16 protein-coding genes are annotated in these 23,461 nt (G+C 72.4%); 7 read left to right on the forward strand and 9 right to left on the reverse strand.

All coding sequences use genetic code 11. The features are described 5' to 3' along the window. Positions 1-714 precede the first annotated feature (714 nt). Positions 715-2,790 carry a DEAD/DEAH box helicase gene (locus tag SOM11_RS13375; RefSeq protein ID WP_320478334.1) on the forward strand — a complete coding sequence of 692 codons (2,076 nt, stop codon included), beginning with the start codon at positions 715-717 and terminating at the stop codon, positions 2,788-2,790. A 170-nt stretch (positions 2,791-2,960) separates the two neighbouring features. Here SOM11_RS13375 and SOM11_RS13380 read toward each other — a convergent pair whose 3' ends face one another. After that, positions 2,961-3,467, reverse strand: a complete 507-nt coding sequence (locus tag SOM11_RS13380; protein WP_320478335.1) for a mycothiol transferase — start codon at positions 3,465-3,467, stop codon at positions 2,961-2,963. A gap of 33 nt (positions 3,468-3,500) precedes the next feature. Beyond that, a complete protein-coding gene (locus SOM11_RS13385; RefSeq protein ID WP_192060833.1) occupies positions 3,501-4,004 on the reverse strand; it encodes a MarR family winged helix-turn-helix transcriptional regulator in 504 nt (167 codons plus the stop codon). Positions 4,005-4,248: 244 nt separating this feature from the next. On the opposite strand from SOM11_RS13385, the gene SOM11_RS13390 reads away from it, so the two are divergent. From SOM11_RS13390 to SOM11_RS13400, 3 genes are all read left to right on the forward strand, one after another. Continuing rightward, positions 4,249-4,848, forward strand: a complete 600-nt coding sequence (locus SOM11_RS13390; RefSeq protein WP_192060832.1) for a hypothetical protein — start codon at positions 4,249-4,251, stop codon at positions 4,846-4,848. A gap of 433 nt (positions 4,849-5,281) precedes the next feature. Beyond that, complete coding sequence (locus SOM11_RS13395; RefSeq protein WP_320478336.1) at positions 5,282-6,871, forward strand: signal peptidase I; 1,590 nt, start codon at positions 5,282-5,284, stop codon at positions 6,869-6,871. A 35-nt stretch (positions 6,872-6,906) separates the two neighbouring features. Continuing rightward, positions 6,907-7,890: a magnesium and cobalt transport protein CorA gene (locus SOM11_RS13400; protein WP_192060830.1), complete on the forward strand. Its 984-nt coding sequence runs from the start codon at positions 6,907-6,909 to the stop codon at positions 7,888-7,890. A gap of 124 nt (positions 7,891-8,014) precedes the next feature. Here SOM11_RS13400 and SOM11_RS13405 read toward each other — a convergent pair whose 3' ends face one another. From SOM11_RS13405 to SOM11_RS13430, 6 genes are all read right to left on the reverse strand, one after another. Next, a complete protein-coding gene (locus SOM11_RS13405; RefSeq protein ID WP_320478337.1) occupies positions 8,015-10,108 on the reverse strand; it encodes an acyltransferase family protein in 2,094 nt (697 codons plus the stop codon). An 88-nt stretch (positions 10,109-10,196) separates the two neighbouring features. Next, positions 10,197-12,581 carry a GNAT family N-acetyltransferase gene (locus SOM11_RS13410; RefSeq protein ID WP_320478338.1) on the reverse strand — a complete coding sequence of 795 codons (2,385 nt, stop codon included), beginning with the start codon at positions 12,579-12,581 and terminating at the stop codon, positions 10,197-10,199. Then, a complete protein-coding gene (locus SOM11_RS13415) occupies positions 12,578-13,954 on the reverse strand; it encodes a lysine N(6)-hydroxylase/L-ornithine N(5)-oxygenase family protein (RefSeq protein WP_320478339.1) in 1,377 nt (458 codons plus the stop codon). Before SOM11_RS13415 ends, SOM11_RS13410 begins: the two co-directional genes overlap by 4 nt. Next, positions 13,951-15,501, reverse strand: a complete 1,551-nt coding sequence (locus SOM11_RS13420; protein WP_320478340.1) for a pyridoxal phosphate-dependent decarboxylase family protein — start codon at positions 15,499-15,501, stop codon at positions 13,951-13,953. Before SOM11_RS13420 ends, SOM11_RS13415 begins: the two co-directional genes overlap by 4 nt. 186 nt (positions 15,502-15,687) lie before the next feature. Continuing rightward, positions 15,688-17,868 carry an alpha-galactosidase gene (locus tag SOM11_RS13425; protein WP_192060825.1) on the reverse strand — a complete coding sequence of 727 codons (2,181 nt, stop codon included), beginning with the start codon at positions 17,866-17,868 and terminating at the stop codon, positions 15,688-15,690. Between the two features lie 343 nt (positions 17,869-18,211). After that, the gene (locus SOM11_RS13430) at positions 18,212-19,015 is read right to left on the reverse strand and encodes a FadR/GntR family transcriptional regulator (RefSeq protein WP_192060824.1); all 804 of its coding nucleotides are present in this window, start codon (positions 19,013-19,015) and stop codon (positions 18,212-18,214) included. 94 nt (positions 19,016-19,109) lie between these two features. Here SOM11_RS13430 and SOM11_RS13435 point away from each other — a divergent pair, with 94 nt between their 5' ends. From SOM11_RS13435 to SOM11_RS13445, 3 genes are all read left to right on the forward strand, one after another. Continuing rightward, the gene (locus tag SOM11_RS13435) at positions 19,110-20,015 is read left to right on the forward strand and encodes a proline iminopeptidase-family hydrolase (protein ID WP_320478341.1); all 906 of its coding nucleotides are present in this window, start codon (positions 19,110-19,112) and stop codon (positions 20,013-20,015) included. Positions 20,016-20,124: 109 nt separating this feature from the next. Next, positions 20,125-21,588 carry an APC family permease gene (locus tag SOM11_RS13440; RefSeq protein ID WP_320478342.1) on the forward strand — a complete coding sequence of 488 codons (1,464 nt, stop codon included), beginning with the start codon at positions 20,125-20,127 and terminating at the stop codon, positions 21,586-21,588. Beyond that, entirely contained in the window at positions 21,585-22,592 is a 1,008-nt protein-coding gene (locus SOM11_RS13445) for an acetamidase/formamidase family protein (protein ID WP_192060821.1), read from the forward strand. The genes SOM11_RS13440 and SOM11_RS13445 overlap by 4 nt, the downstream gene beginning before the upstream one ends. Positions 22,593-22,612: 20 nt before the next feature. Here the strand turns inward: SOM11_RS13445 and SOM11_RS13450 are convergent, their stop codons facing one another. Further along, on the reverse strand, positions 22,613-23,338 hold the full coding sequence (locus SOM11_RS13450; RefSeq protein WP_192060820.1) for a hypothetical protein: 726 nt from the start codon (positions 23,336-23,338) through the stop codon (positions 22,613-22,615). Positions 23,339-23,461: the final 123 nt, after the last annotated feature.

Raw genomic sequence — 23,461 nt, forward strand, 5'->3', positions numbered from 1 at the left:
GGTGTTTGCGGGCGTGTTCGGCGGGGGTGGGCGTGTGGGGGCGCCCGGTGGCGACGGAGTCGCCCGGAGTGGGCCGCGAAGCGCCGCCACAGCCCTGGTGCGGGGGAGATGCGCTCGGCGGGTGGGGCGCGTTGTGTGTGGGGTCGGGGTGGGCGGTTCGGTGTTTGCGGGCGTGTTCGGCGGGGGTGGGCGTGTGGGGGCGCCCGGGGGCGACGGAGTCGCCCGGAGCTGTGGTGTGGAGGAGATGCGCTCGGCGGGTGGGGCGCGTTGTGTGTGGGGTCAGGGTGGGCGGTTCGGTGTTTGCGGGCGTGTTCGGCGGGGGTGGGCGTGTGGGGGCGCCCGGTGGCGACGGAGTCGCCCGGAGTGGGCCGCGAAGCGCCGCCACCGCCCTGGTGCGGGGGAGACGCGCTGCGGGCGCACGGTGTCTTGACCCATGGGGCCCGTCTTCTCGAAACGGGGCGCGCGGCCGCGCGTACAGGGGGCTTTTGCCGGAGGCGCGGGTCGGGTATCGTGGTCCGGTCGGCTCAAGACACCGCGCCTGTGGCGCGACTGCACCACCCGCTCGTCACGACGGGGGTGCGCATGAGGGTTTGTAAGTCTTGTGGGCCGGATTCCCGTCGGATCTCGACGGGATGAATTCACGATGGTGAACGGTCCTGGTCAACGGCTGCCCGGGTATTTCTTCGCGTCATCCGCAAGCCCGGAAAGAAACCCATGCCCCCTTACGACAAGACCCCCTCGCGCGCCAAGAGCAACGATTCGCGCGGCACCGGCTCGAAGAGCCCCAAGCACCGCGGCCACCGCGCCGACGAGGCCGGCGCCCCCGAGCGCAAGCAGCGCTGGAACGCCGACTCCCGCGCCGAGCGACGCGGCGACGCCCCCCGCGGCGCCGGCGCCGGCCGCCCCAACTGGGAGCCCCGCGAGAAGACCGGCAACAGCCGCTTCGCCCCCCGCGACCACGACGCCCGCAACGGCGAGCGCGGCCGTGACGGCGGACGCGACGCCGCCCGCGGCTGGGGCCGCGACGGGGGCAAGGAGGCCGCCCGCGCCGGGCGTGACAACCGCCCCTCGCGCGGCTACGACCGCGCCCCGCGCTCGTACGACCGCGACGACCGCCCGGCCCGTGACGATCGCGCCCCGCGTTCGTGCGACCGCGGCGACCGCCCGGCTCGCGACGATCGTGCGCCTCGTTCCTACGACCGTCCGACGCGCAGCGACCGCCCGGCGCGTGACGATCGCGCCCCCCGTTCGTACGACCGCGACGATCGCGCTCCTCGTTCGTACGACCGCGGCGACCGCCCTGCGCGTGACGATCGCGCCCCCCGCTCGTACGACCGCGGCGACCGCCCGGCTCGCGACGATCGCGCTCCTCGTTCGTACGACCGCGGCGGCCGCCCCACGCGCAACGACCGCGGCGACCGCCCCACGCGCACCGATCGCGCCCCGCGCTCGTTCGACCGCGCCGACCGCGACTCGCGGTCCGAGCGTCCCAGCGACTTCTACCCCAAGCGGAACTCCGCAGCGGGCCCGCACTACTCGCCCGAAGACGACGTCAAGCTCGAGAAGCTGCAGGCCGAGGTCGTCACGGCGGCCGACGTCGAGGGCGTGAGCTTCGGCGACCTCGGTCTCGGCGACAACATCGAGCGCCAGCTCGCGTCGATGGGCGCCGCGGCGCCGTTCGCCATCCAGGCGGCGACGATCCCCGACGTGCTGAAGGGCCGCGACGTCCTCGGCCGCGGTCGCACCGGCTCGGGCAAGACCATCGCCTTCGGCGCCCCGCTCGTCGAGAAGCTGATGGAGAACAACGGCGCCAAGGGTCGCAAGCCGGGCCGCAAGCCCCGCGCGCTCATCCTGGCCCCGACGCGCGAGCTCGCGATGCAGATCGACCGCACCGTGCAGCCCATCGCCCGCTCGGTCGGCCTCTTCACCACGCAGGTCTACGGCGGTGTGCCCCAGGCCCGCCAGGTCGGTGCGATCAACCGCGGCGTCGACATCATCATCGGCACGCCCGGCCGCATCGAGGACCTCATCGACCAGGGCCGACTCGACCTCAGCGAGGTCGTCATCACGGTGCTCGACGAGGCCGACCACATGTGCGACCTCGGGTTCCTCGAGCCGGTGCAGCGCATCATCCGCGAGACCGCCACGGTCAAGCGCGACGGCACCCGAGCTCAGAAGCTGCTCTTCAGCGCCACGCTCGACAAGGGCGTCGCGAAGCTCGTCGACGAGTTCCTGGTGAACCCCGCCGTGCACGAGGTCGCCGGCGAGGACCAGGCCAGCGCCACCATCGACCACCGCGTGCTCGTCATCGAGCAGCGCGACAAGACGGCCGTCATCGAGCAGCTCGCCTCGGGCGAGGGCAAGACCCTGGTCTTCGCCCGAACGCGCGCCTTCGCCGAGCAGCTCGCCGACCAGCTCGAAGACGCGGGCATCCGCTCGACGAGCCTGCACGGCGACCTGAACCAGGCCCGCCGCACGCGCAACCTGCAGATGCTCACGAGCGGCCGGGTCAACGTGCTCGTCGCGACGGACGTCGCCGCCCGCGGCATCCACGTCGACGACATCAGCCTCGTCGTCCAGGCGGACATGCCCGACGAGTACAAGACCTACATGCACCGCTCGGGTCGCACGGGTCGCGCCGGCAAGCAGGGCACCGTCGTGACGCTCATCACGCGTCCGCGTCGCCGCCGCATGGAGGAGCTGCTCGATCGTGCCGAGATCGAGGCCGAGATGATCGAGACGCGCCCCGGCGACCGTCTGATCGACCAGCTCGCCGCCGCGCAGGCGTAAGAGGAGCACACGGAGCCGAGGAGGCGCGGGGCAGGTACCCGCGCCTCCTCGGCTCTTCTGCGTCACGGCGCCCCCTGCGGCGGGTCCGCGTCATCGGCGGCGGGTCAGCGCTGACCCGCCCCGGATGACGGGAACCCGCCGCACTCGGGGGCCGGGTCAGCGGCGCCGGGTCAGCGGCGGTCGAGGAGGCCGCGCACGTACGAGGCCTGCCCGATGTGCTGGCTGCAGTCGCCGAGGATGCTGACGAGGCGGGCTCCGGCGGTGACGGGGGGATCCCACTGGTCGTCGACCACGTCGGTGTACGACGCGGAGTCGAGGCCCTCGAGGTAGCCGCGGGTCCGCAGCGTCACCGCCTCGAGGTAGCCCACCAGCAGCTCGGCCTCGACACGGACCTCGCCCGCCTCGGCGGCGCTCTGCCCGTAGCCCATCTCGCCGGGCGCGAAGGGCAGCGCGAAGGCGTCGACCCAGCCGTCGACCGCCCAGACCTGCTCGCCCGCGGCGAGGTCGGCGATCTGGACGTCCTGCCCGCGGGCGGTGTGCCAGACGAGCCAGGCGATCGAGTTCGCCTCCGCGTCGGGGCGCCACGCCAGGTCGTCGACGGTGAGCCCGGTCACCGCCTCACGGGCGATTGCGGGGAGGCGGTCGAAGGCTTCGATGAGGACGTCGGACGGAGTCATCGCCCCAGGCTACGAGCCGAGGGCGGACCGCGGTCAGTGCAGTTCGTCGAGCCCGGTGCTCGCGCGGTTGCGCAGCGAGTCGGCGAGGGCGTTCGTCACGGTCGCGTAGAACTCGAGGAAGTGGGGGTCGATCGCCTCGCGGAAGGCGAGCCGGTAGACCTGCGCGACGTCGGCGATGGCCTTCTCGCCCCGCGGCGCCAGCTCGAGGACGGTGCTGCGCCGGTCGGTGGGGTGCGCGACACGTCGCACGTAACCGCCCGTGTCGAGCCGGTCGATGAGGCTCGTGGTCGCGCCTGTCGAGAGATCGACGTACTCGGTGACCATCTTGGGCGTGACCTCGTCGGTGCTCGCGAGGAACACGAGGGCGCGGATGTCGGTGACGCCGAGACCGAGCTGGGCCGCCACGAGCTTGATCACCGCGGTGTTGCTCTGCTCGAGTCGACTGAAGGCGCGGACGGCTGCGGTCACGTCGACCCGGCCGTCGTCGTCGCGCGGCGGCGTCGAGCCGCGCTCGGGCTGGGGAGAGACATCGGTCATGGTCGTGCGCCGCTCGTCGGGTCGTTGGTACGGAGGTCAAGTATCTCATTCATCAAGATACCCCCCGCTCTGGGGTCGGCACGCGACTTGCACACGCTTCGATGCGCAAGTATCTTGATTGTCGTACCACTTGGGAGGCGAACAACTCGGGTAACGAACTACTCGAATCTCGTATTACTCGGATTCCGAGCACATCCCACCCCGACTCACACCGACACTTCCCGCTGACCACTTGGAGCACACGATGTCCCGTCCCACCCCCCGCATGACCCGCCTCGCCGCCTGGATCGCCATCCCCGCCGCCCTCGTCGCCAGCGGCGTCGTCGTCTCGCAGGCCTCGTACTCGGCCTTCTCGTCGACCACCGTCAACCCCACCAGCAACTGGACCGCGGGCAGCGTCGCCCTCACCGACGACGACAGCAACACCGCGCTGTTCACCGCCTCGAACCTGAAGCCGGGCTCGACGGGCAGCAACTGCATCGCCGTCACGTCGTCCGGATCGCTCGCCTCGACCGTCAAGCTCTACGGCACGAACGCCAGCACCACCAACAACCTCGCCTCGAACATCACGCTGAGCGTCGTCCAGGGCACGGGCGGCGGCTTCGGCACCTGCGCCGGCTTCACACCCTCGGCCGCCGGTTCGTCGCTCTACTCGGGCACGCTCGCCGCGTTCGGCACCTCGTCGACCAACTTCTCCAACGGAGTCGGCAACTGGGCCCCCACCGGCACCGCCGCCGAGACCCGCGTCTACCAGGTGACCTACACGGTCAGCCCGTCGGCCCCCAACAGCACCCAGGGCGGCACCGCGGCCCTCGGCCTGACCTGGGAAGCCCAGAACAGCTGATCTCCGAGCTCTCGCGAGCTCGTCAGGCTCCCGCCGCCGACCGACCTCCCCCCCCCCCCCCGGGTAGGTCGACGGCGGGGCACACGATCCGACACCCCGAACCGGTCGGATCGACCCCGGCCACGGCGGCCCGAACCGCCGAGGCCACTCCGGTCACGGCGGCCCGAACCGCCGAGACCACCCCGAGCGCGGCGGCCCGAACCGCCGCGCCGCAGCACCACCCCGAGCGCGGCGGCCCGAACCGCCGCGCCGCAGCACCACACGCACCACACGCACCACACGCACCACCCGCACCAGGCACGACCCGCTCCGGCACCACCGCTACCCGCACCGTTCCACCCGCACCGCACCTCCTGCACCATCCGCTCCACCCGCACCACCGCACCACCGCACCACCACTCCCACCCGACAGTCCCGCCGAGAGAGGCGCCCCGTGACCTCGATCGACCTGAAGCTGCGCCCCTCCCGGGCCGCGGCGGCCGCGTCGATGACGGTCCCCCGGGGCGCCTCCGGCTCGTGGCCGCACTGGGTCCGACTCCTGCTCGCGACGCTGGCGCGCACCGTGCTCGGCACGCTGATCGGCCTGCTGCTCTGGGCCGCCGGCCCCGCCATCATCGGCTGGACCCCCACCACCGTGATGACCGGCAGCATGGAGCCCCGCATCAGCCCCGGCGACATCGTCGTGGCCAAGCCGGTCGCCGAGACCGACATCCACCGCGGCCAGGTGCTGCTGTTCGACGACCCCGACAAGGCCGACCACCTGCGTCTGCACCGCTACCTCGAGAACGGCACGGGTGCCGAGATCGTCACGAAGGGCGATGCCAACCCGGCGGCCGACTCGACCCCGATCGCTCGGAGCGCCGTCGTCGGCGTGGGGTTCCTCCGCGTGCCGTACCTCGGCATGCCGTTCGTCTGGGCGGCCGGCGGGCAGTACGGTCACCTGATCGTCGTCGGCAGCCTGCTGCTCCTGCTCGTCGGAGCCTCGCGTCTCGACCGCGACCTGCACCGTGACGCCAAGGAGGCGCGGGTCCCGTCGATCACGGCCACCCGCAGGTGGTTCCCGGCTTCCGCGTCCGCCACCAGCGCCTCCTCGGTGGCCGTGCACCCGGTCGGCGCCTCCGTGCCTGCCGCGTCCTCTTCTGCGGCGACCCGTCGGGCCGTCCGCCGCCGCGAGCGTCGTCTCCGCCGACTGCGCGGTGCCGCCGGTGCGCTCGCCGTCGTGGGTGCGGCCTCGGGTCTCGCCCTCACCCTCGTGATCGGCGGCGGCGCCGGTGCCGCGTACTCGGCGCCCGTCGCGAACCCGACCTCGAGCTACACCGCGGGCAGCAGCTACGACTGCCTCAAGGAGTCGTACAGCAGCGAGACCTCGTACGGGTTCCCGTACAACGAGCTCTCGGGCACGACCACCACCGACGGCAGCACCTTCGCCCGCGTCGGCACGCTGACCTCGGGTGCCTCGTTCGTGACCGGCTCGTGCGCGAGGAACGACAGCCCCTCGCTGCTGCTCGACGGATCGACCGGCCAGGTCACCACGGCTGTGAACCTCACCGGTCAGGCGTCGTTCACCGTCGAGACCTGGTTCAAGACGACCTCGACCCGTGGCGGTGCGCTCGTCTCGTTCACGCCCAACCAGACCGGCACGGCCACCAGCGCCGACCGCGCGCTGTTCGTGACGAACGCGGGCAGGATCGCCTTCGGCGTCCGCCCCACGACCTCGACGGTCAAGACGCTGACGACCGCCGCCGCGTACAACGACGGCGCCTGGCACCACGTCGTCGCCACCCTCTCGAGCAGCACGGGTGCGGTCGTGTACGTCGACGGCACCGCCGTCGCCAGCGACTCGACGTCGCGCACGGCGCAGAGCGCGACGGGTTTCTGGCGTGTCGGCTACGGCCCGCTCGGCAACTACACCGGAGCCCCGACCAGCGCGTTCTTCGCAGGGCAGGTCGACGGCACCACGATCTACAACAACTCGGCCCAGACGGCCGCGACCGTGCAGTCCCGGTTCGCCGCCGGGCACTGACGCGCCGCCTCGCCCCACCCTGCGAGACTCGACGCATGCCCCTTCAGATCAACGACGTCTACGTCGACGGCCGCCTGCACGTCTCGCCCGAGACGCTCGACGACACGTACGCCGCACTCGCCGACACCGGCGGCACGGCGTGGGTCGTCCTCTCGGAGCCGGACGCCGCCGAGCTCGACTCGCTGGCCCGCCAGTTCGACCTGCACGAGCTCGCCATCGAGGACGCCGGGTCTGGGCATCAGCGCGCCAAGCTCGAGCGGTACGGGGCGACGCTCTTCGTCGTCGTCCGCCCGGCGGTCTACCTCGACGACGAGGAGACCGTGGCGTTCGGCGAGATCCACGGCTTCGTCGGCGAGAACTTCTTCGTCGGCATCAACCACGTGTCGCACATCGACGCCCGCCACGTCAGTCGCGGGGTCGCCCGCCTGCGATCGAAGCCCGACCTGCTCGGCGCCGGGCCGCAGGCCATGCTGTGGGCACTGCTCGACGCCGTCGTCGACGCCTACAAGCCCGTCATCGACGGCCTCGAGAACGACATCGACGAGATCGAGCAGCAGCTGTTCGCCGGCGAACCGGGCGTCTCGCGGCGCATCTACGAGCTGTTCGGCGAGGTCGCCGACTTCCAGAAGGCGTCGCGTCCGCTGATCGCGATGCTCGACGGGCTGCTGCGCGGCGGCGAGAAGTACCGGGTCGGCACCGAGCTCGAGCGCCGACTGCGCGACGTGCAGGACCACGTCATCCGCGTCGTCGACCGTGCCGACACGTTCCGCGCCGTGCTGCAGAACGCGCTGGCGCTGAACGCCACCCTCGTCGCCCAGGACTCGAACGAGGTCACGAAGCGCATCTCGGCCTGGGCCGCCATCCTGTTCGCCCCGACGCTGGTCGGCGCGATCTACGGCATGAACTTCGACGTCATGCCCGAGCTGCACTGGGCCTGGGGGTACCCGTTCGCGTTGGGTCTCATGGTCGCCATCGCGGGCGGGCTGTTCGGGGCGTTCCGCTGGAAGCGCTGGCTCTAGCGCTCTCGCGCCCCGTCGCGCGATCGAGTGGTCGGAAGATGCTCTTCGACGCGAGAGATAGAGCATGTTCTGACCACTCGATCCCGTGGTGGGCGAGAGTGGACGGGCGAGCGCATCCGCTCTCTCAGCGGGCGGCGTCGAGCACCTCGTCGAGTCGGGGCCCGAGCATTCGCGCGAAGCCGTCGGTGAGGTGGTTCGTGTCGCGGAAGGCGAGCGAGTTCCAGACCACGGGCGAGCACGTCTCGGTGCACATCCAGTCGAGCGTCGGGACGTAGCGAACCCGCGACCGCTCGGCCGCACCCCGGTCCGCCGCCGTCGCCGGCGCGTCGACGAGCGCCTCCACCGGTGCCGAACAGGCGGCGACGTCGTCGAGATGGGACGAGAGGCAGAGCGGGGGGCGATCGGGCCACCGCGGGACGTCGCCCAGCACGACGACGCGCGTCGAGTCGGGGAGGGCGTCGACGAACCGTTCGAGCCCCGTCGCCCACTCGCGTTCGAAGTCGTCGGGCGACCGCGCGACCAGCCGGTACCCGCTGACGGCGTGCGAGACCACGACCGTGTCGACGGGCTCTTCGACGAGCGTCGCCACGACGTCGTCCCGCCAGCTCGCGCACTCGGTGTAGTCGCGGGCGGCGTGCGGATGCTCGAGCACGAGCTCGACCACCGGGCACGCCAGCTTCGTGTGCACGATCAGCTCTTCGCCCCGTCGCTCGACCCGGTCGCGCAGCGGCGTGAACCACTGCGCGGCGTGCGAGTCGCCGACCAGGGCCGTCGTCGGCCCGTCGGGGTCGCCGAACGAGCAGCCGAGCGCCGCGACGACCTGGTAGTCGGCGTGGCAGCCGTCGGCGTAGATCGTCGGGATCGACTCGTCGACGTCCGCGAGCCCGGGGGAGAGATCGGCGGGCACGACCGTCGCCGCGACCGGCCCGGCCCGGACGTCGTCGGCCGTCGGGGAGGCCAGCACGACGTCCGTGGACAGCATCGGGTCCGCCAGAGCCGCACCCGAGACTCCGGCGACCAGGGCGGCGGTGGTCAGGCCCGCGACGGCGATGGTCCGTGGGCGGCGGGTCGCCAGGCGGGGAGTCAGACGGTTCTCGAGGGTGACGTGGGTGAGCGCCGCCAGGACGACGGAGCAGACCGCGGCCGCGAGGACCTCGCCCGGGCGGATGTCGCGTCCGAGCGCGAGAGTCGGGACGACGAGCAGCGGCCAGTGCCATAGATAGAGCGGATAGGAGATGTCGCCGACCCTGGTCAGCGGCCGCCACGAGAGCACGCTCGAGACCATCGGCAGACGATCCGCCCCGACCGAGTCCGCCGCGTCCGAGTCCGCCGCGACCGAGTCCGCCGCGTCCGAGTCCGCGGCGGCGACCGAGCCCGCCCCGACCGAGCCCGCGGCGATCACCGCGGCCGTGCCCAGCACCGGCAGCAGCGCCGCCGCCCCGGGGAACACCGTCGACTCGTCGAGCAGCACGACGGCCGACACGATGGCGGCGAGCCCGAGCCATCCCACGACCGCAGCCCCCAGCCGGGTCACCTCGCCCAACCGGGGCACCCCGCCCAGCCGTCCGGCGCCGACGGCGAGCAGCGCCCCGGCCCCGAGCTCCCACGCGCGCGACGGCAGCGCGAAGAAGGCCCAGGGCTGCGACACCGTGACCAGCCAGAGGCAGAGCACGAAGGAGGCGGCGGTCGCCACCCCCAGGACGACGGCGAGCAGGCGCCGCCCCGCCACCGCGAGCACGGCGACGAGCGCCAGGGGCCAGACCAGGTAGAACTGCTCTTCGACGCCGAGCGACCAGAAGTGCTGGAAGACCGAGGGCTCGCTCGCGCTCAGGTACCGGGTGCCCGAGCGGGCGAAGTCGATGTTCGCGACCCCGACGGTCGCCAGGAGCGCCTCGCGGGCGGTCGACCGCCAGAGCAGCGGCGGCATCCAGACGACGCACGCGGCGACCGTGGCCGCGACCACCAGCAGAGCCGGCGGCGCGAGCCGGGCCACCCGCCGCGACCAGAACCTCGCGAGCGACACCCGGCCCGTCCGGGCGTGCTCGCGCAGCAGATTGCCGGTGATGAGGAACCCCGAGACGACGAAGAACACGTCGACCCCCGCGTACCCGCCCGAGAGCCCGGGCACCCCGAAGTGGTACAGGAGCACCGCGATGACGGCCACCGCCCGGAGCCCCTGGATGTCGGCGCGACGAGGGTGTGCGGCGGAGACGTGCATCCCGTCAGGCTATAACATCACGACCCCTATGCGTCGACCCGGGTGCCGCCCCCACCTCACCGCGCCCCGCCTCCGCACCCGCCCCGCCTCACCGAGCGATCGGGTTCGCCAGCGTGCCCGCGTAGATCAGCGACGACGACTGCGCCGCCAGATCGACCATCTGCCGGGCGTCGCGCAGCTGCAGCCGGTTGAGGCACGAGTGGTCGAACCGGTCGACGCGCAGGTCGAGCGCGTCGGCCAGCGCCGGGTGCTCGTCGGCGTGCCGGTCGACGCACTCCGCGACGAGCCGCCAGAACTCGCGGGCCGGCAGCACCCCGTCGTCGTCGAGGGCCGCCGCGAGGTAGCGGAACACCCCGTCGAAGACGTCGGTGAACACGGCCAGCGCCTTCTCGCGGTCGTCGACGGGCTGCACGATGCGCTCGACCAGGGGCGGCACGTCGCGGGGAGCCAGCAGCACGACCTCCTCGCCGATGTCCTTCATGAACACCGCCGTCGGCACGTGCCCCTCGAGCACCAGGATGAGATTCTCGCCGTGCGGCATGAACGCCAGCTCGTGGGCACGGAGACAGTGCACGACCGGTCGCAGGTAGGCGTGCAGGTACGAGCGCACCCAGTCCGCGGCGCGCATCCCCGACGCCCGGACGAGAGCCGACGCCAGCAGCCCCCCGGCCGCATCGCGGTGCAGCAGCCCCGCCATCGTCATGAGCCTCTCGCCCGGGGCGGTCAGCGGCACCGGGCTCTCCCGCCAGAGCGCCGCGATCATCTTGCGCTGCGGCGACGGGGTCGTGGTGCGGTGGTAGGCGTCGCCGGTGTAGCCGATGGAGGCGCGCTCCCTCAGGATCCGGAACCGCGCCTCCTGCAGGGTCGCATCGTCGGCGACGAGCCCGTGCACCCAGTCGTTGATCGCGGGCGTCGGCCGCATGTAGGCGGGCGACAGCCCCCGGAGGAACCCCATGTTCTGGATCGCCAGCGCCGTCTTCACGTAGGCCCGCTCGGGGTGCGACCGGTTCGCGAGCGTGCGGATCGACTGCTGCGCCTGGTAGTCGTCGTCGCCTTCGCCGAGCAGCACGAGGTCGCGCCGGGCGACGTCGGGCGCGAACGTGATCGCGACGCGGTGCTGCCACTGCCACGGGTGCACCGGCAGGTAGTGGTAGTCGGCCGGGTCGAGGCCCTTGGCGGCCAGGGTCGCGGCGAACCGCGCGAGGGTCCGCTCGCCGAGCTCGGCGCCGAGCAGCGTCTGCTCGTCGAGTCCGTCGCCGAGCGCGAGATGCGTGCCCGACCGGCGGGCGGCCAGCCAGACGAGGCGGATCGGGGCCGCGGTCTCGGGGGCGTAGGCGCGGAACTCGTCGAGCCCGAAGCCGATCCGGCCGTTCGCGGCGACGAACGCCGGGTGGCCCTCCGTCATCGCCGCCTCGATGGTCTGGAAGTCGGCCGTGGTCAGCTGCTCCGCCGTCGGGCCGCCCTGCAGGCGCTTCGCGGCCGCGCTCGCGAGCGTCGACGAGAGCTCCTCGAGGTAGACGGCCATCAGCTCGTCGGGCAGCCCCAGCACGCTCTGCAGCTCGGCGATCAGCTCGAGCGCGTCGAGCTCGGCGGGTGCTCCGTCGATCTCGCGCGCGACGCTCGGCTCGTCGACCACCCAGTGCTCGAGCTCGTGCACCCGGGCGCGGAACCGGTAGACGACGACCGGGCGCGCCGACGCCGCCCCCACCGAGGAGGCGCGGGTCGGGTCGCCGGGGCCGCCCACCCCCTCGACGGTCAGCGACCACCACCCGCCGCCCTCGTCGCGCGGGGCGACGAGTCGCTCGTGCGAGAACTCGGACAGCGACTTGGCGACCAGGTGCCGGTGGGCCCAGCCCATCGGCCCGGGTGCGAGGTGGGCGGCCGCGGCGTCGTCGCGGGTGAGCACCGACAGCCGTGCGCGCTTGTCGGGCAGATCGACGTCGCCGACCGCGCGGAACCCGACCTCGTCGTTCTTCACGGCGATGCGGATGTTCTCGACGTCGGGCTCCACCACGATCCGCCGCGCGTCGAGCCGCTCGAACACGAAGCGCACCACCGTCGCCATGATCGCCGACGTGAGACCCGGCACCCGCTGCTCGGGCGGCGGCGCCGGCGCGACGAGCAGGTGCATCCCCACGTCGCCCGGCTCGGCGTCGTGCACCTCGGTCAGCAGCACGTGGGCCGGATCGTAGGTCTCGACGAAGAACATCGGCTCGCCGTCGACGCGGCCGAGCCAGGCGTCCTGGTGCGGGTCGGCGGTCACCGCGGCGACGTACCGGCGCACCTCGTCGGTGCTGACCCCGACCATGCCCCACGACTCCGACGCCGGGTGCGACAGCCAGCGACGCAGCGGCACGGCGAACGGCTCGGGGTCGAACGGCTCGAGGGTGACCAGACCGCAGGAGGCGCGGTGCGAGAACGGCGCGACCCGCGCCTCCTCGGCGACGACGGGCGGGGCGGTGAGGACGCTCATCGGGCGACCTCCCCGGTGGGCAGGCCGAAGGTCTGGAAGACCGTGCGGCGTTCGACGGCGTAGACCTCGCGACCGGTGATCGCCGCGATGATGCTCGAGGCGCGCCAGGCCGCGAAGCCCAGGTCGGGGGCCGTGAGGCCGTGGGTGTGCTCCTCGGCGTTCATGACGAGGAGGCGGCCGGCGCCGGTGGCGTCGATCGAGTAGTCGCGGGCGACGGCGAGGCGGCCCCGCCCGTCGCGGGCCACCCGGTCGCCGAGCGGATCGAGAAACCCCGGCACGCGCGGCGCGTACCCCGTCGCGAGCACGAGCGCGGCGGTCTCGCGCAGGGTCGTCGTGCCGAGCTGGGCGTGCCGCAGGGTCAGGGTGAAGACCTCGCGGTCGGCGTGCCACTCGGCGGCGACGAGCTCGGTCTCGGTCAGCAGGGTCGTGTCGAGCGGGCCCGCGAGGGTGAGCCGGTAGAGCGTCTCGTGGATGTCGTCGACCAGCTCGCCGCTGATGCCCTTGTAGAGGCTGCGCTGCTCGCGACCCAGCCGATCGCGCTCGTCGGGCGGCAGCGCGTGGAAGTGGTCGGTGTACTCGGGGCTGGTCAGCTCGAGGGTGAGCTTCGTGTACTCCATCGGGAAGAACCGGGGCGAGCGGGTGACCCAGTCGAGGCGGTGACCGGTCTGCGGCGCGGACGCCGCGCCTCCTCGGGTCGTGTCGAGCAGGTCGCGGTAGATCTCGGCGGCGGACTGCCCGCTGCCGACGATCGTGACCGAGTCGGCGTCGCGCAGCCGCTCGCGCTCGCGGAGGTAGCCGGCGCTGTGCACGACCGGGCCCTCCAGCCCGCGGACGGCGTCGGGGAGGCGCGGCTCGGTGCCGATGCCGAGCACGACGTGCCGGGTGCGCCACGCCTCGCGCTCTCCGGTGGCGGTGCGCTCGGCCTCGACCAGCAGGGTGCCGTCGTCGAGCTCGGTGACCGCGGTGACGCGCCGTCCCCAGCGCAGGGTGTCGAGCTGATCGGCGACCCAGCGGCAGTAAGCGTCGTACTCGGCGCGCAGCGGATAGAAGCTCTCGCGGATGTAGAACGCGTAGAGACGACCGGTCGCCTTGAGGAACGCCAGGAACGAGAAGCGCGAGGTCGGATCGGCCATCGTCACGAGATCGGCGAGGAACGGCACCTGGATCGTCGCGCCCTCGATCATCATCCCCGGATGCCAGCGGAACCCGTCGGCGGCGTCGACGAAGACGGCGTCGAGATCGTCGAGCGGATCGGTGAGCGCGGCGAGACCGAGACCGAAGGGGCCGATGCCGATGCCGACGAGGTCGTGGACGTGGTCGGGGATGCGTGCGGCGTCGGCCCGTGCTCGGTCGGCGGTGCGTGCGGCGGTCATCGGGCCGACCCCTCGGTGGTCGACGCGGTGGCGGCGAGGTCGTCGCTCTCGAGCAGGGCGGCCGAGGAGGCGCGGATCAGGTCGAGCACGTCCGTCACGTCGGTGAGACGCGACTCGGGATCCAGCAGCGTCAGCTTGAGGCAGGGGCGCCCGTCGACGACCGTCTTGGCGACGACGGCCCGACCCGACTCGAACAGCACCCGGCGGACGAGCGGCACGAGCCGGTCGGCGGTCCCGTCGTCGACGTGCGACGGCTGCCAGCGGAACAGCACCGTGCTGAGCTGGGTCTCGGCGAGCAGATCGAACTCGTCGTCGTCGCGGAGGACCCCGTGCACCTCCGCGGCGAGGTCGACGACGCGGTCGACCAGCGCGCCGACCTCGTCGGCGCCGAGGGCGCGGAGGGTCGCCCAGAGCTTCAGCGCGTCGAAGCGGCGGGTGGTCTGCAGAGACTTCGCGACCTGGTTCGGCTCGGGGTCGGCGAGCGGGTTGAGGTAGTCGGCGTGCCAGGCGACCGGGTCGAGGTCGCGGCCGTCTCGCACGACGATCGCGCTGGACGACACCGGCTGGAAGAACGTCTTGTGGAAGTCGACCGTCACCGACCGGGCGCGCTCGATGCCGTCGAGCAGCCGCCGACGGCTGGGCGACACCAGCAGGCCCCCGCCGTAGGCGGCGTCGACGTGCAGCCAGACGCCGGTGCGGTCGCAGACGTCGGCGATGGCCGCGAGCGGGTCGATGCAGCCGCGGTCGGTGGTGCCGGCCGTCGCGACGACGGCGATCGGCAGATGCCCGGCCTGCACGAGCGCGTCGAGCGTGACGTCGAGGGCGTCGGGGCGCATCCGCCCGGCTCCATCGGTGGGGACGGTGACCACGGCGTCGTCGCCGAGACCGAGCAGACGCGTCGACTTCTGCACGCTGAAGTGGCTCTCGGCCGTGGCGATCACGACCATGCGGGCCAGCAGATCGTGCAGCGACGGGGAGCGCGGGGCGGAGCGGCGGCCGGGGGCCTCCTGCTGCTGGACCCGCGCCTCCTCGGCTCGGGCCTCGGCTCGGGCCGTCGCGGTGGCACGCTCACGGGCGAGGAGGAGCGCGTGCAGGTTCGACTGCGTGCCTCCCGAGGTGAAGACGCCGTCTCGGGTCGCCGGGTCGAAGCCGATGCGGCCCGCGGTCCAGTCGACGAGTCGGCGCTCGATCAGGGTGCCGACGGCGGACTGGTCGTAGGTGTCGACCGACGGATTGATCGCGGCGAGCACCGCCTCGGCGGCGACCGCGGGGATCGCGACCGGGCAGTTGAGATGCGACTGGTAGGCCGGGTCGTGGAACCAGACGGCGTTCGCGGCGAAGAGCTCGTCGACCTCGCGGAGGGCGTCGGCCGTGCCGGTGCCGGGGGCGTCGAGGTCGACCGCGTCGACGCGGCTCTGCAGCTCGGCGCGGCTCTCGCCCGAGAAGGGCTGCCGGGTCGTGCGGAAGCGGTGCGCGAGACGGTCGACGACGGCGGTCGTCTCGGCGGCGTAGGCATCGGCGGTGGAGGCGTTCAGCAGATCGGACACGGGGCTCCCGGTGGTGCGTGGACGCCGCCAGGCTCTCTGACGGCGCCGCCCAGGTTAGGTAAGGCTCACCTAAGTGTCAAGCGCGGGGTGCGGCTGCTGCGGCGTGTCGCGGGATGATGAAACCGGCTCATGATCAGGGGTTCAGGTGATGTCCTCCGAAAGGGCGACGAAGGGGTGCGCACGGGGTCAGACGGCTGTGACCTCCAGCAGCACGAGGCTCTCGGGGAACAGCACCGGCGCCTGCACCCCGCCGAGGCGGAGGGCGCGCCCCGGCACGACCACGCCCTCGACGGCCCACGTCAGCGCCGACTGCCCGGGCCCGCCGAGGGCTCCGGTCGGCTCGGCCAGCGCGACGCGGTACATCCGCTCGTCGTCGAGGCCGGGCAGGGTCATCGGCCCGGGCGGGTAGCTGGCGCTCGCCGTCACCTGCGTGAACGTGTAGAGCGCATGCCGCCGGTCGGGCGACACGACGCCGCGCAGGTCCATCGACGCGTCGGGCAGGTCGGCGTGCACGGCGGTGCCGTGGTGCAGCAGCTCGCGGTGGCGCTTGTGGGTCGCCACCCAGCTCGTCAGCTCCGCCTCGACCTCGGGGTCGAGGCTCGAGATGTCCCACTCGATGCCGAAGTGCCCGGGCAGCGCGACGCCCGCGCGCAGCGACAGGTCGTGGCGGCGTCCGGTCGAGTGCGACCTGGGGCCGCTGACATGGGCGCCCATCAGCTCGTAGGGCACCAGCAGGTTCGTGTACTTCTGGATCGTCAGGCGCTCGATCGGGTCGATGCAGTCGCTCGCCCAGATCCGATCGGTCCGGGCGAGGATCCCGAGGTCGACCCGCGCTCCACCCGATGCGCAGCTCTCGATCTCGACCGCAGGGTGCCGGCGGCGCAGCTCGTCGAGCAGTGCGTACAGCGCGACGACGTTCTCGTGGACCGCGGGGTGCGCGGGCGACCCGGCCCCCGCCTCCATCAGGTCCCGGTTGTGATCCCACTTCAGGTAGGCGATGTCGTTCTCGCGCAGCAGCGAGTCGAGGCGCTCGAGCAGGTAGGCCGACACGTCGGGGTTCGACAGGTCGAGCACCTGCTGCTGGCGCCCGGACATCGGGAGGCGCGGGCCCGGCCCGAGGATCCACTCGGGGTGCGCACGGGCCAGGTCGGAGTCGGGGCTGACCATCTCGGGCTCGACCCACAGGCCGAACTGCAGACCGAGTCCGGTGACGTGCTCGATGATCGGGGCGAGGCCGTCGGGCCAGACCTCGTCGTCGACGTACCAGTCGCCGAGCGCCGACGTGTCGTCGCGGCGACCGCGGAACCAGCCGTCGTCGAGCACGAAGCGCTCGGCGCCGACCCGCGCCCCGGCGTCGGCCAGGGCGCTCAGGCGGGCGAGGTCGTGGTCGAAGTAGACGGCCTCCCAGGTGTTTAGGGTGACGGGCCGCGTCGACGACGGATGCTGCGGACGGGAGCGCAGGAGGCGGTGGTACCGACCCGAGAGCTCGGTCAGCCCGTCGCCCCACGAGCCGAGCGCCTCGGGGGTCTCGTAGCTCTCGCCCGGGCCGAGTCGGACCTCGCCGGGGGCGAGCAGCTCGGACACCCGGGTGACGACCGCGCCGGCGATCGTCTTCTCGACGCCGACACGGTGGTTGCCGCTCCAGGCGAGGTGGACGGCGTGGACGAGACCGCGCTCGAAGCCGAAGCCGGGGGTGCCGGCGGCGAGCACGAGGGTGGCGTCGGCCCCGGGGCGACCGCGGCGGCTCTCGCGGTCGTAGCGCCCGACGGTCAGCGCGTGGCGCTGGGGGGTGCGCTCGCGCAGGTGCCGACCCGTGGTGTCGAGCACTTCGCTGGCGTTGTGCGGCAGCGGGAAGCTCGCGGCGAGCTCGTGCAGGTCGTAGACGTCGTCGCCGGTGTTCGTCAGGCGGAGGGTCTGGTGCAGCAGGCCGTGCTCGTCGAGCCGCAGATCGACGCCCAGACGGAGGCCCGCGTCGTCGTCGTCGGCGGTGATGGTGAGCGCGGTGACGGTGGGCGCCGCGCCGACGGAGGCGGCGTCGGCGTCGGTGTCGGTGGCGGTCTCGGTGACGGTGAAGGCCGGAGCGAACGCCGCACCCGCGCGACTGCCGATCAGGCCCGGAGTGCCCTGCCAGCCCTCGTGCTCGAGCGGCAGCACCGTCAGGCGCGCGGGGTGGTCGAGACCACCCGAGACGCGCTGGGGGCGGGCCGCTGCGACCAGGCCGACCAGCGCCTCCTCCGAGATGTCGCCGAGATCGGGGCCCCAGTAGACGAAGCCGGGCAAGGCGCCACGGGGGACGTCGAGCACGACGCTCGTGCCGCCGAGCCGGAGGTGCAGGGCAGGGGTCGAGTCGTCGTCGCGTCGTCGCATGGATTATTTCTATGGCGAAACGAATAGGCGTGTCAAGTCACGAGGGCAGGTTCGTCGCACGTCTCGTCCCCCATAAGGGGGACTCGATACTCGTGAGTATCGACTGCTATCTTCTGAACCGACGGCGGTGTAGCCACGCGGATATCCGGCCCGAACCGGATGTCCTCCCCCTGCGTGACGCCCGCCCGACGATCTGCACGACCCTCGAACCCCCGCGAGGTCGTGAGTTCGGATCGACGGGCACTCGCCGTCCGTGGCGGTCGCCGCCGAGAAGGGCCTTACCCACCCGCTCGGCGGCGCCGCACACCCTCACTCGACGCTGCGAGCCCGCGAGAGGCGGGCGTCAGTCGCGGCGGTGCAGCACCCGCTCGAGCAGCTCGAGGTCGATCTTGACGTGCTCGCGCGCGATGCCCGCCGCCTCCGTCGCCCGACCGCCGCAGATCGCGTCGACCAGCGCCTCGTGATCGCCGAGCGCCCGCAGCTCCATCTCGCGCATGCCGTCGGGGCCGCCCCAGAGGTGGGCCGGCGCCGCGATGCTGACCCGCGCCTCCAGGGCGAAGAGGACCTCGCGCAGCGTCGTGTTGTGCGCCGCCTCGGCGATCGCCACGTGCAGCAGGGCGTCGGCCCGCTGCGACGCCCGGCCCGACTCGGCTTCGCGGTAGCCCTCGAGGCGCTCGCGCAGCTCGGCGGCGTCGGCGGGCGTGTGGTTCTCGGCGGCGGCCTCGGCGATCGTCCCGTGCAGTCGCCCGATCGCCTCGCTCGTGTCGCTGAGGTCCGCCCAGCGCGCCCCGAGGGTCCGCTGCGCGATGGCGTCGGACGACGTCGTGTGCTGCTCGCGGACGAACGACCCGCCACCGCGCCCGCGCTGGGTCTCGATCATGCCCTGCTCGACGAGTCGGGCGAGCGCGGCCCGGACGGTCATGCGCCCGGCGCGCAGCGATGCGGCGAGGTCGCGCTCGGGAGGGAGGCGCTGGCCGGGCAGGTACTCGCCGGTCGCGATGGCGGTCACCAGCCGGTCGGTCACGTCGTCGACGCGGCTCGACGACTCGACGGGCGCGGCGAGGGCGCCGGCGGGGGCGGAGGGGGCGCTGTCGGACGCCCCGGACGCCCCGGGCGCCCCGGCGTCGGCGGCCTCGCGTGGCGTCATGCGTCGACCCTCCCGAGCGGCGTTTGTTACACCCACGTTAAGTCATCGGCAAAGGTCTAGGCGCGAGACCTTTACGTGACGCACACTGTCCCGCATGTCGACGAGCACCTCCTCCACCCTCCCGTTCCGCGACGGCGTCACCTGGTACCAGGTCACGACCCCCGACCGCCCGACGCCGGGCGCGCTGCCCCTGATCGTGCTGCACGGCGGCCCGGGCATGGCCCACGACTACCTCCGCAACCTCGCGGCGCTCGCCGACGAGACCGGTCGCACCGTCGTGCACTACGACCAGTTCGGCTGCGGCCGCAGCAGCCACCGCCCCGACGCCCCCGTCGAGACCTGGAGCCCCGCCCTGTTCGTCGCCGAGTTCGACGCGGTCGTCGCGCACCTCGGGTTCGAGCGGTTCCACGTGCTCGGCCAGTCGTGGGGAGGCATGCTCGGCGCCGAGATCGCCGTGCGCCAGCCCGCGGGTCTCGCGGGTCTCGCGATCTGCAACTCGCCCGCCTCCATGCAGCTCTGGGTCGAGGGCGCGGCCGAGCTGCGGGCGCTGCTGCCGGTCGACGTGCAGGAGGCGCTGGAGCGTCACGAGGATGCGGGCACCACCACGGACCCGGAGTACCTCGCCGCGACGCAGGTGTTCTACGAGCGGCACGTCTGCCGCGTCGTCCCCATGCCTCAGGACTTCGTCGACAGCGAGGCGCAGATGGAGGCCGAGCCCACCGTCTATCACACGATGAACGGGCCCAACGAGTTCCACGTCATCGGCACGATGCGCGACTGGAGCATCGTCGACCGGCTACCCCGCGTCACCGCCCCCACCCTCGTGGTCGCCGGCGAGCACGACGAGGCGACCCCGGCCACCTGGCAGCCGTTCGTCGACGGCATCGCCGACGTGCGCTCGCACGTCTTCGCCGGCGCGAGCCACTGCTCGCACCTCGAGCAGCCCGAGGAGTTCCGAGCCGTCGTCGGCGAGTTCCTCGCGGCGCACGACGCGGCCTGACCGGCACCGCGCCTCCCGCGCCGCGCTTCCCGGCCCGCGCCTCCTGACCGACCCGACCCGCACCTCCCCGGCTCCACCCCCGCATCCCACCCGAGCGAGAGAGCACACCATGTCCACTGGAACGACGACCGGCACCCCCGGCGGCGAGCTGAGCAACCAGCAGCAACTCGAGCAGTACGGCTACAAGCAGGAGCTGAAGCGGTCGGTCACGACCGTCGATCTGCTCATCTACGGCCTGATCTTCATGGTGCCGATCGCGCCCTGGGCCATCTTCGGCACCGTCTATAACGCGTCGTCGGGCATGGTGCCGCTGGTCTACCTGATCGGCCTCATCGCGATGATCTTCACGGCGCTCGCCTACGCGCAGATGGCGAAGTCGATCCCGCTGGCCGGTTCGGTGTTCTCGTACGTCGGTCGCGGCATCCACCCCATCGCCGGGTTCTTCGCCGGCTGGGCGATCCTGCTCGACTACCTGCTCGTGCCGACGCTGCTCTACGTCTTCGCCGCCGAGTCGATGATCGGGATCTTCCCCGGGAGCGCCCGGTGGATGTGGGCGCTGATCTTCGTCGCGATCAACACCGCGATCAACCTGCTCGGCATCAGCTCGATCAAGCTGATGAACCGGGTGTTCCTGGCCATCGAGGTCGTCTTCGTCGTGATCTTCGTCATCATCGCGGTCATCGCGCTGAACGACGGCACGATCCCCGGCGCCGAGTTCACCGCCGACCCGATCTGGGACTCCAGCAAGGTCACCGCGCCGCTCCTCGCGTCGGCGCTGTCGATCGCGGTGCTGAGCTTCCTGGGCTTCGACGGCATCTCGACGCTGTCGGAGGAGAGCACCGGCAAGCGCGGCGGAGCGGGCAAGGCCATGATCATCGCCCTGGTGATCGTCGCCACGCTCTTCGTCGTGCAGACCTGGCTCGCCAGCGCCCTCGCCGCCGGTCGCGACTCCTTCGGGAAGGACGAGGTCGGCAACGCGTTCTTCTCGCTGGTCGAGGCGGCGTCGAGCAGCGGCTGGTCGACGGCGTTCCTGGTCGTCAACGTGCTCGCGATCGGCATCGCCAACGCGATGGCCGCGCAGGCCGCCACCTCGCGTCTGCTCTTCTCGATGAGCCGCGACCGTCAGCTGCCCGCGTTCCTGTCCACCATCAACAGCCGCCAGGTGCCGCAGGCCGCCATCCTGCTCGTCTCGGCGCTGTCGGCCGTGCTCGTGCTGTTCTTCGTCGGACAGATCGACCTCATCGCGTCACTGGTGAACTTCGGCGCCCTGTTCGGCTTCATGCTGCTGCACGTCTCGGTCGTCGTGCACTACGTCGTCAAGAGGAAGTCGCGCAACTGGCTGCTGCACCTCGTCGTGCCCGTCATCGGGTTCCTCATCATCGGCTACGTGCTCGTGAACGCCGCCCCCGAGGCCAAGATCGGCGGACTCGTCTGGCTCGTGCTCGGCGCAGGCGTGTTCCTCTACTACCGGAGCCGAGGAGGCGCGGCGCCGGTCATCCCGTCCGGTGCCGACCACGGTGCGACGCCGGCCACGGCCGCACCCGCCGCCGACTCCGAACGGCACGACGCATGAGCGGGGTGGAGGCGACCGCCTCGGGGGCCGGCGGGGGCGCGGGCGACCCGACCCGCGCCTCCTCGGCGGGACGTGTCGACGGTGTCGACCACTTCCTGGGCAAGGAGCATGGGCGCCCCGGCTTCACCGCCGACGTCGAGCCCGCCCTGCGGATCACCCCCGGCACGGGCGAGCGCATCGGCTTCGAGACCAGTGACGCCGTCTACGCCGAGCTGCACGAGCACCGCGACCTCGCGAAGCTGTCGGTGCCGATCAACCCCGTCACCGGCCCCGTCTACGTCGAAGGTGCGATGCCCGGCGACGCGCTCGCCGTGACCGTGCACGAGATCCGGCTCGTGGCGCACGGCTGGTCCGTCGCATTGCCCGGGTCGGGCGCACTGCAGCACGTGATGGGCGACGAGATGTTCACGCGCCGCGTGCCCATCGACGACGAGGGGGTGCACGTGACCGACCGGCACGTGTTCGCACCGCGGCCGATGATCGGCTGCATGGGCACCGCCCCGGCGACCGGCGAGAACTCGACGATCATGCCGGCGTACGCGCAGGGCGGCAACATGGACGTCACCGAGAACCGCGTCGGCTCGACCGTGTACCTGCCCGTCATGGTCGAGGGCGCGTACCTCTCGATCGGCGACGTGCACGCGATCATGGCCGAGGGCGAGTCGTCGTTCGTCGCCATCGAGGCGGAGGGCACGGCGGTCGTGTCGATCGACGTCGTGAAGGGGCTCTCGCTGCGGGCCCCTCGGATCGAGACGGCCGACGACTGGATCTTCGTCGGGCTGGGCGAGCCGGTGCAGGAGAGCATCCGGCGCGGGTACGAGGACGCGTTCTCGTTCCTGGTCGACGACCACGGCTGGACCCGCGGCGACGCCTACGCGGTGCTCAGCGCCGTCGGGCACTCACGGCTCGGCGGGCCGACGGGGTCGGGCGCCCCGGACCCGCTGCACCCGTTCGACGCGGTCGGCGCCGTGACGCTGCACCGGGTGCCGAAGAGCGTGCTGTAGCGCGCGCTGCGGCTCGGTGCTCAACTCGCGGTGTGCGCCAGGATCGAGCCGAGCAGATCGTTCGTCGGGAAGTTCGACTGGAAGACGTGCACGAACAGGTCGCCGCGCACGAAGTACGTGTCCGTGATGTCGGTCTGGTACTGCTCCGCCGTCTCCGACTTCTGGCACAGCCGGCCGCCCTGGGCGTCGCTGCAGGTCGCACCGTCGGCTGCCGCCAGAGACAGCAGGGAGGCGCTGGTCGCCTGATCGAGGCGCCCCATGGTCACGCCGAGACCGGTGATGTCGGCTCGCGGGTCGCGCCACAGGCAGTCGAGCGCGGCGGCCGAGTCGACGATCTGCACGAGGGTCGCGTCGGCAGGCGGCACGGTCGGCGTCCGGGCTCCTAACGGGGTGCCGTCGCGCCGGAGGTAGCCCTCGGGGTTCAGCGGGGTCTCGCCCATCGTCGCCGCGTAGGTCGCCGAGTCGACGATCTGCGTGCAGTCGGTGGGGATGTTCACGGGAGACGCGGCCGGCGTCTCGGAGGTCGTCGGGGTCGGGGTCGCCGCGCCGGTCGGCGTCGGGCTCGACTCAGGCGGAGCGGTGGGCGTCGCCGTCTCGCCGTCGTCGGGAGTCGCGCCGGCGCTGGTGCTCATGCTCGGGGTCGGGCTCGGCGTCGTGCCCCCGGACGGGCCGCCGGCGCATCCGGCCAGAGACAGCACGACGAGCGCCGAGGCTCCGAGGGTGTGCAGAGTGCGTGCGCGTGTCATGACGGATCCGTTCCCCAGGGGCCCGTGAGATCGGGCTCGCACCACCGTATTGACGAACGCGCAGCTGGCTCGTCAGTCGCGGGGATGAGTTCGCCTGCGCCGAGTCACGATCGCATCACGCCG

Origin of the sequence: Frigoribacterium sp. CFBP9029 (genome assembly GCF_034045305.1) — a bacterium.
Taxonomy (GTDB): domain Bacteria; phylum Actinomycetota; class Actinomycetes; order Actinomycetales; family Microbacteriaceae; genus Frigoribacterium.

Bases quoted from the DNA above. Each gene is read 5' to 3' on its own strand.
- SOM11_RS13375 (WP_320478334.1), top strand. From the start codon at position 715: ATGCCCCCTTACGACAAGACCCCCTCGCGCGCCAAGAGCAACGATTCG.
- SOM11_RS13380 (WP_320478335.1), bottom strand. From the start codon at position 3,467: ATGACTCCGTCCGACGTCCTCATCGAAGCCTTCGACCGCCTCCCCGCA.
- SOM11_RS13385 (WP_192060833.1), bottom strand. From the start codon at position 4,004: ATGACCGATGTCTCTCCCCAGCCCGAGCGCGGCTCGACGCCGCCGCGC.
- SOM11_RS13390 (WP_192060832.1), top strand. From the start codon at position 4,249: ATGTCCCGTCCCACCCCCCGCATGACCCGCCTCGCCGCCTGGATCGCC.
- SOM11_RS13400 (WP_192060830.1), top strand. From the start codon at position 6,907: ATGCCCCTTCAGATCAACGACGTCTACGTCGACGGCCGCCTGCACGTC.
- SOM11_RS13405 (WP_320478337.1), bottom strand. From the start codon at position 10,108: ATGCACGTCTCCGCCGCACACCCTCGTCGCGCCGACATCCAGGGGCTC.
- SOM11_RS13410 (WP_320478338.1), bottom strand. From the start codon at position 12,581: ATGAGCGTCCTCACCGCCCCGCCCGTCGTCGCCGAGGAGGCGCGGGTC.
- SOM11_RS13415 (WP_320478339.1), bottom strand. From the start codon at position 13,954: ATGACCGCCGCACGCACCGCCGACCGAGCACGGGCCGACGCCGCACGC.
- SOM11_RS13425 (WP_192060825.1), bottom strand. From the start codon at position 17,868: ATGCGACGACGCGACGACGACTCGACCCCTGCCCTGCACCTCCGGCTC.
- SOM11_RS13430 (WP_192060824.1), bottom strand. From the start codon at position 19,015: ATGACGCCACGCGAGGCCGCCGACGCCGGGGCGCCCGGGGCGTCCGGG.
- SOM11_RS13435 (WP_320478341.1), top strand. From the start codon at position 19,110: ATGTCGACGAGCACCTCCTCCACCCTCCCGTTCCGCGACGGCGTCACC.
- SOM11_RS13440 (WP_320478342.1), top strand. From the start codon at position 20,125: ATGTCCACTGGAACGACGACCGGCACCCCCGGCGGCGAGCTGAGCAAC.
- SOM11_RS13445 (WP_192060821.1), top strand. From the start codon at position 21,585: ATGAGCGGGGTGGAGGCGACCGCCTCGGGGGCCGGCGGGGGCGCGGGC.
- SOM11_RS13450 (WP_192060820.1), bottom strand. From the start codon at position 23,338: ATGACACGCGCACGCACTCTGCACACCCTCGGAGCCTCGGCGCTCGTC.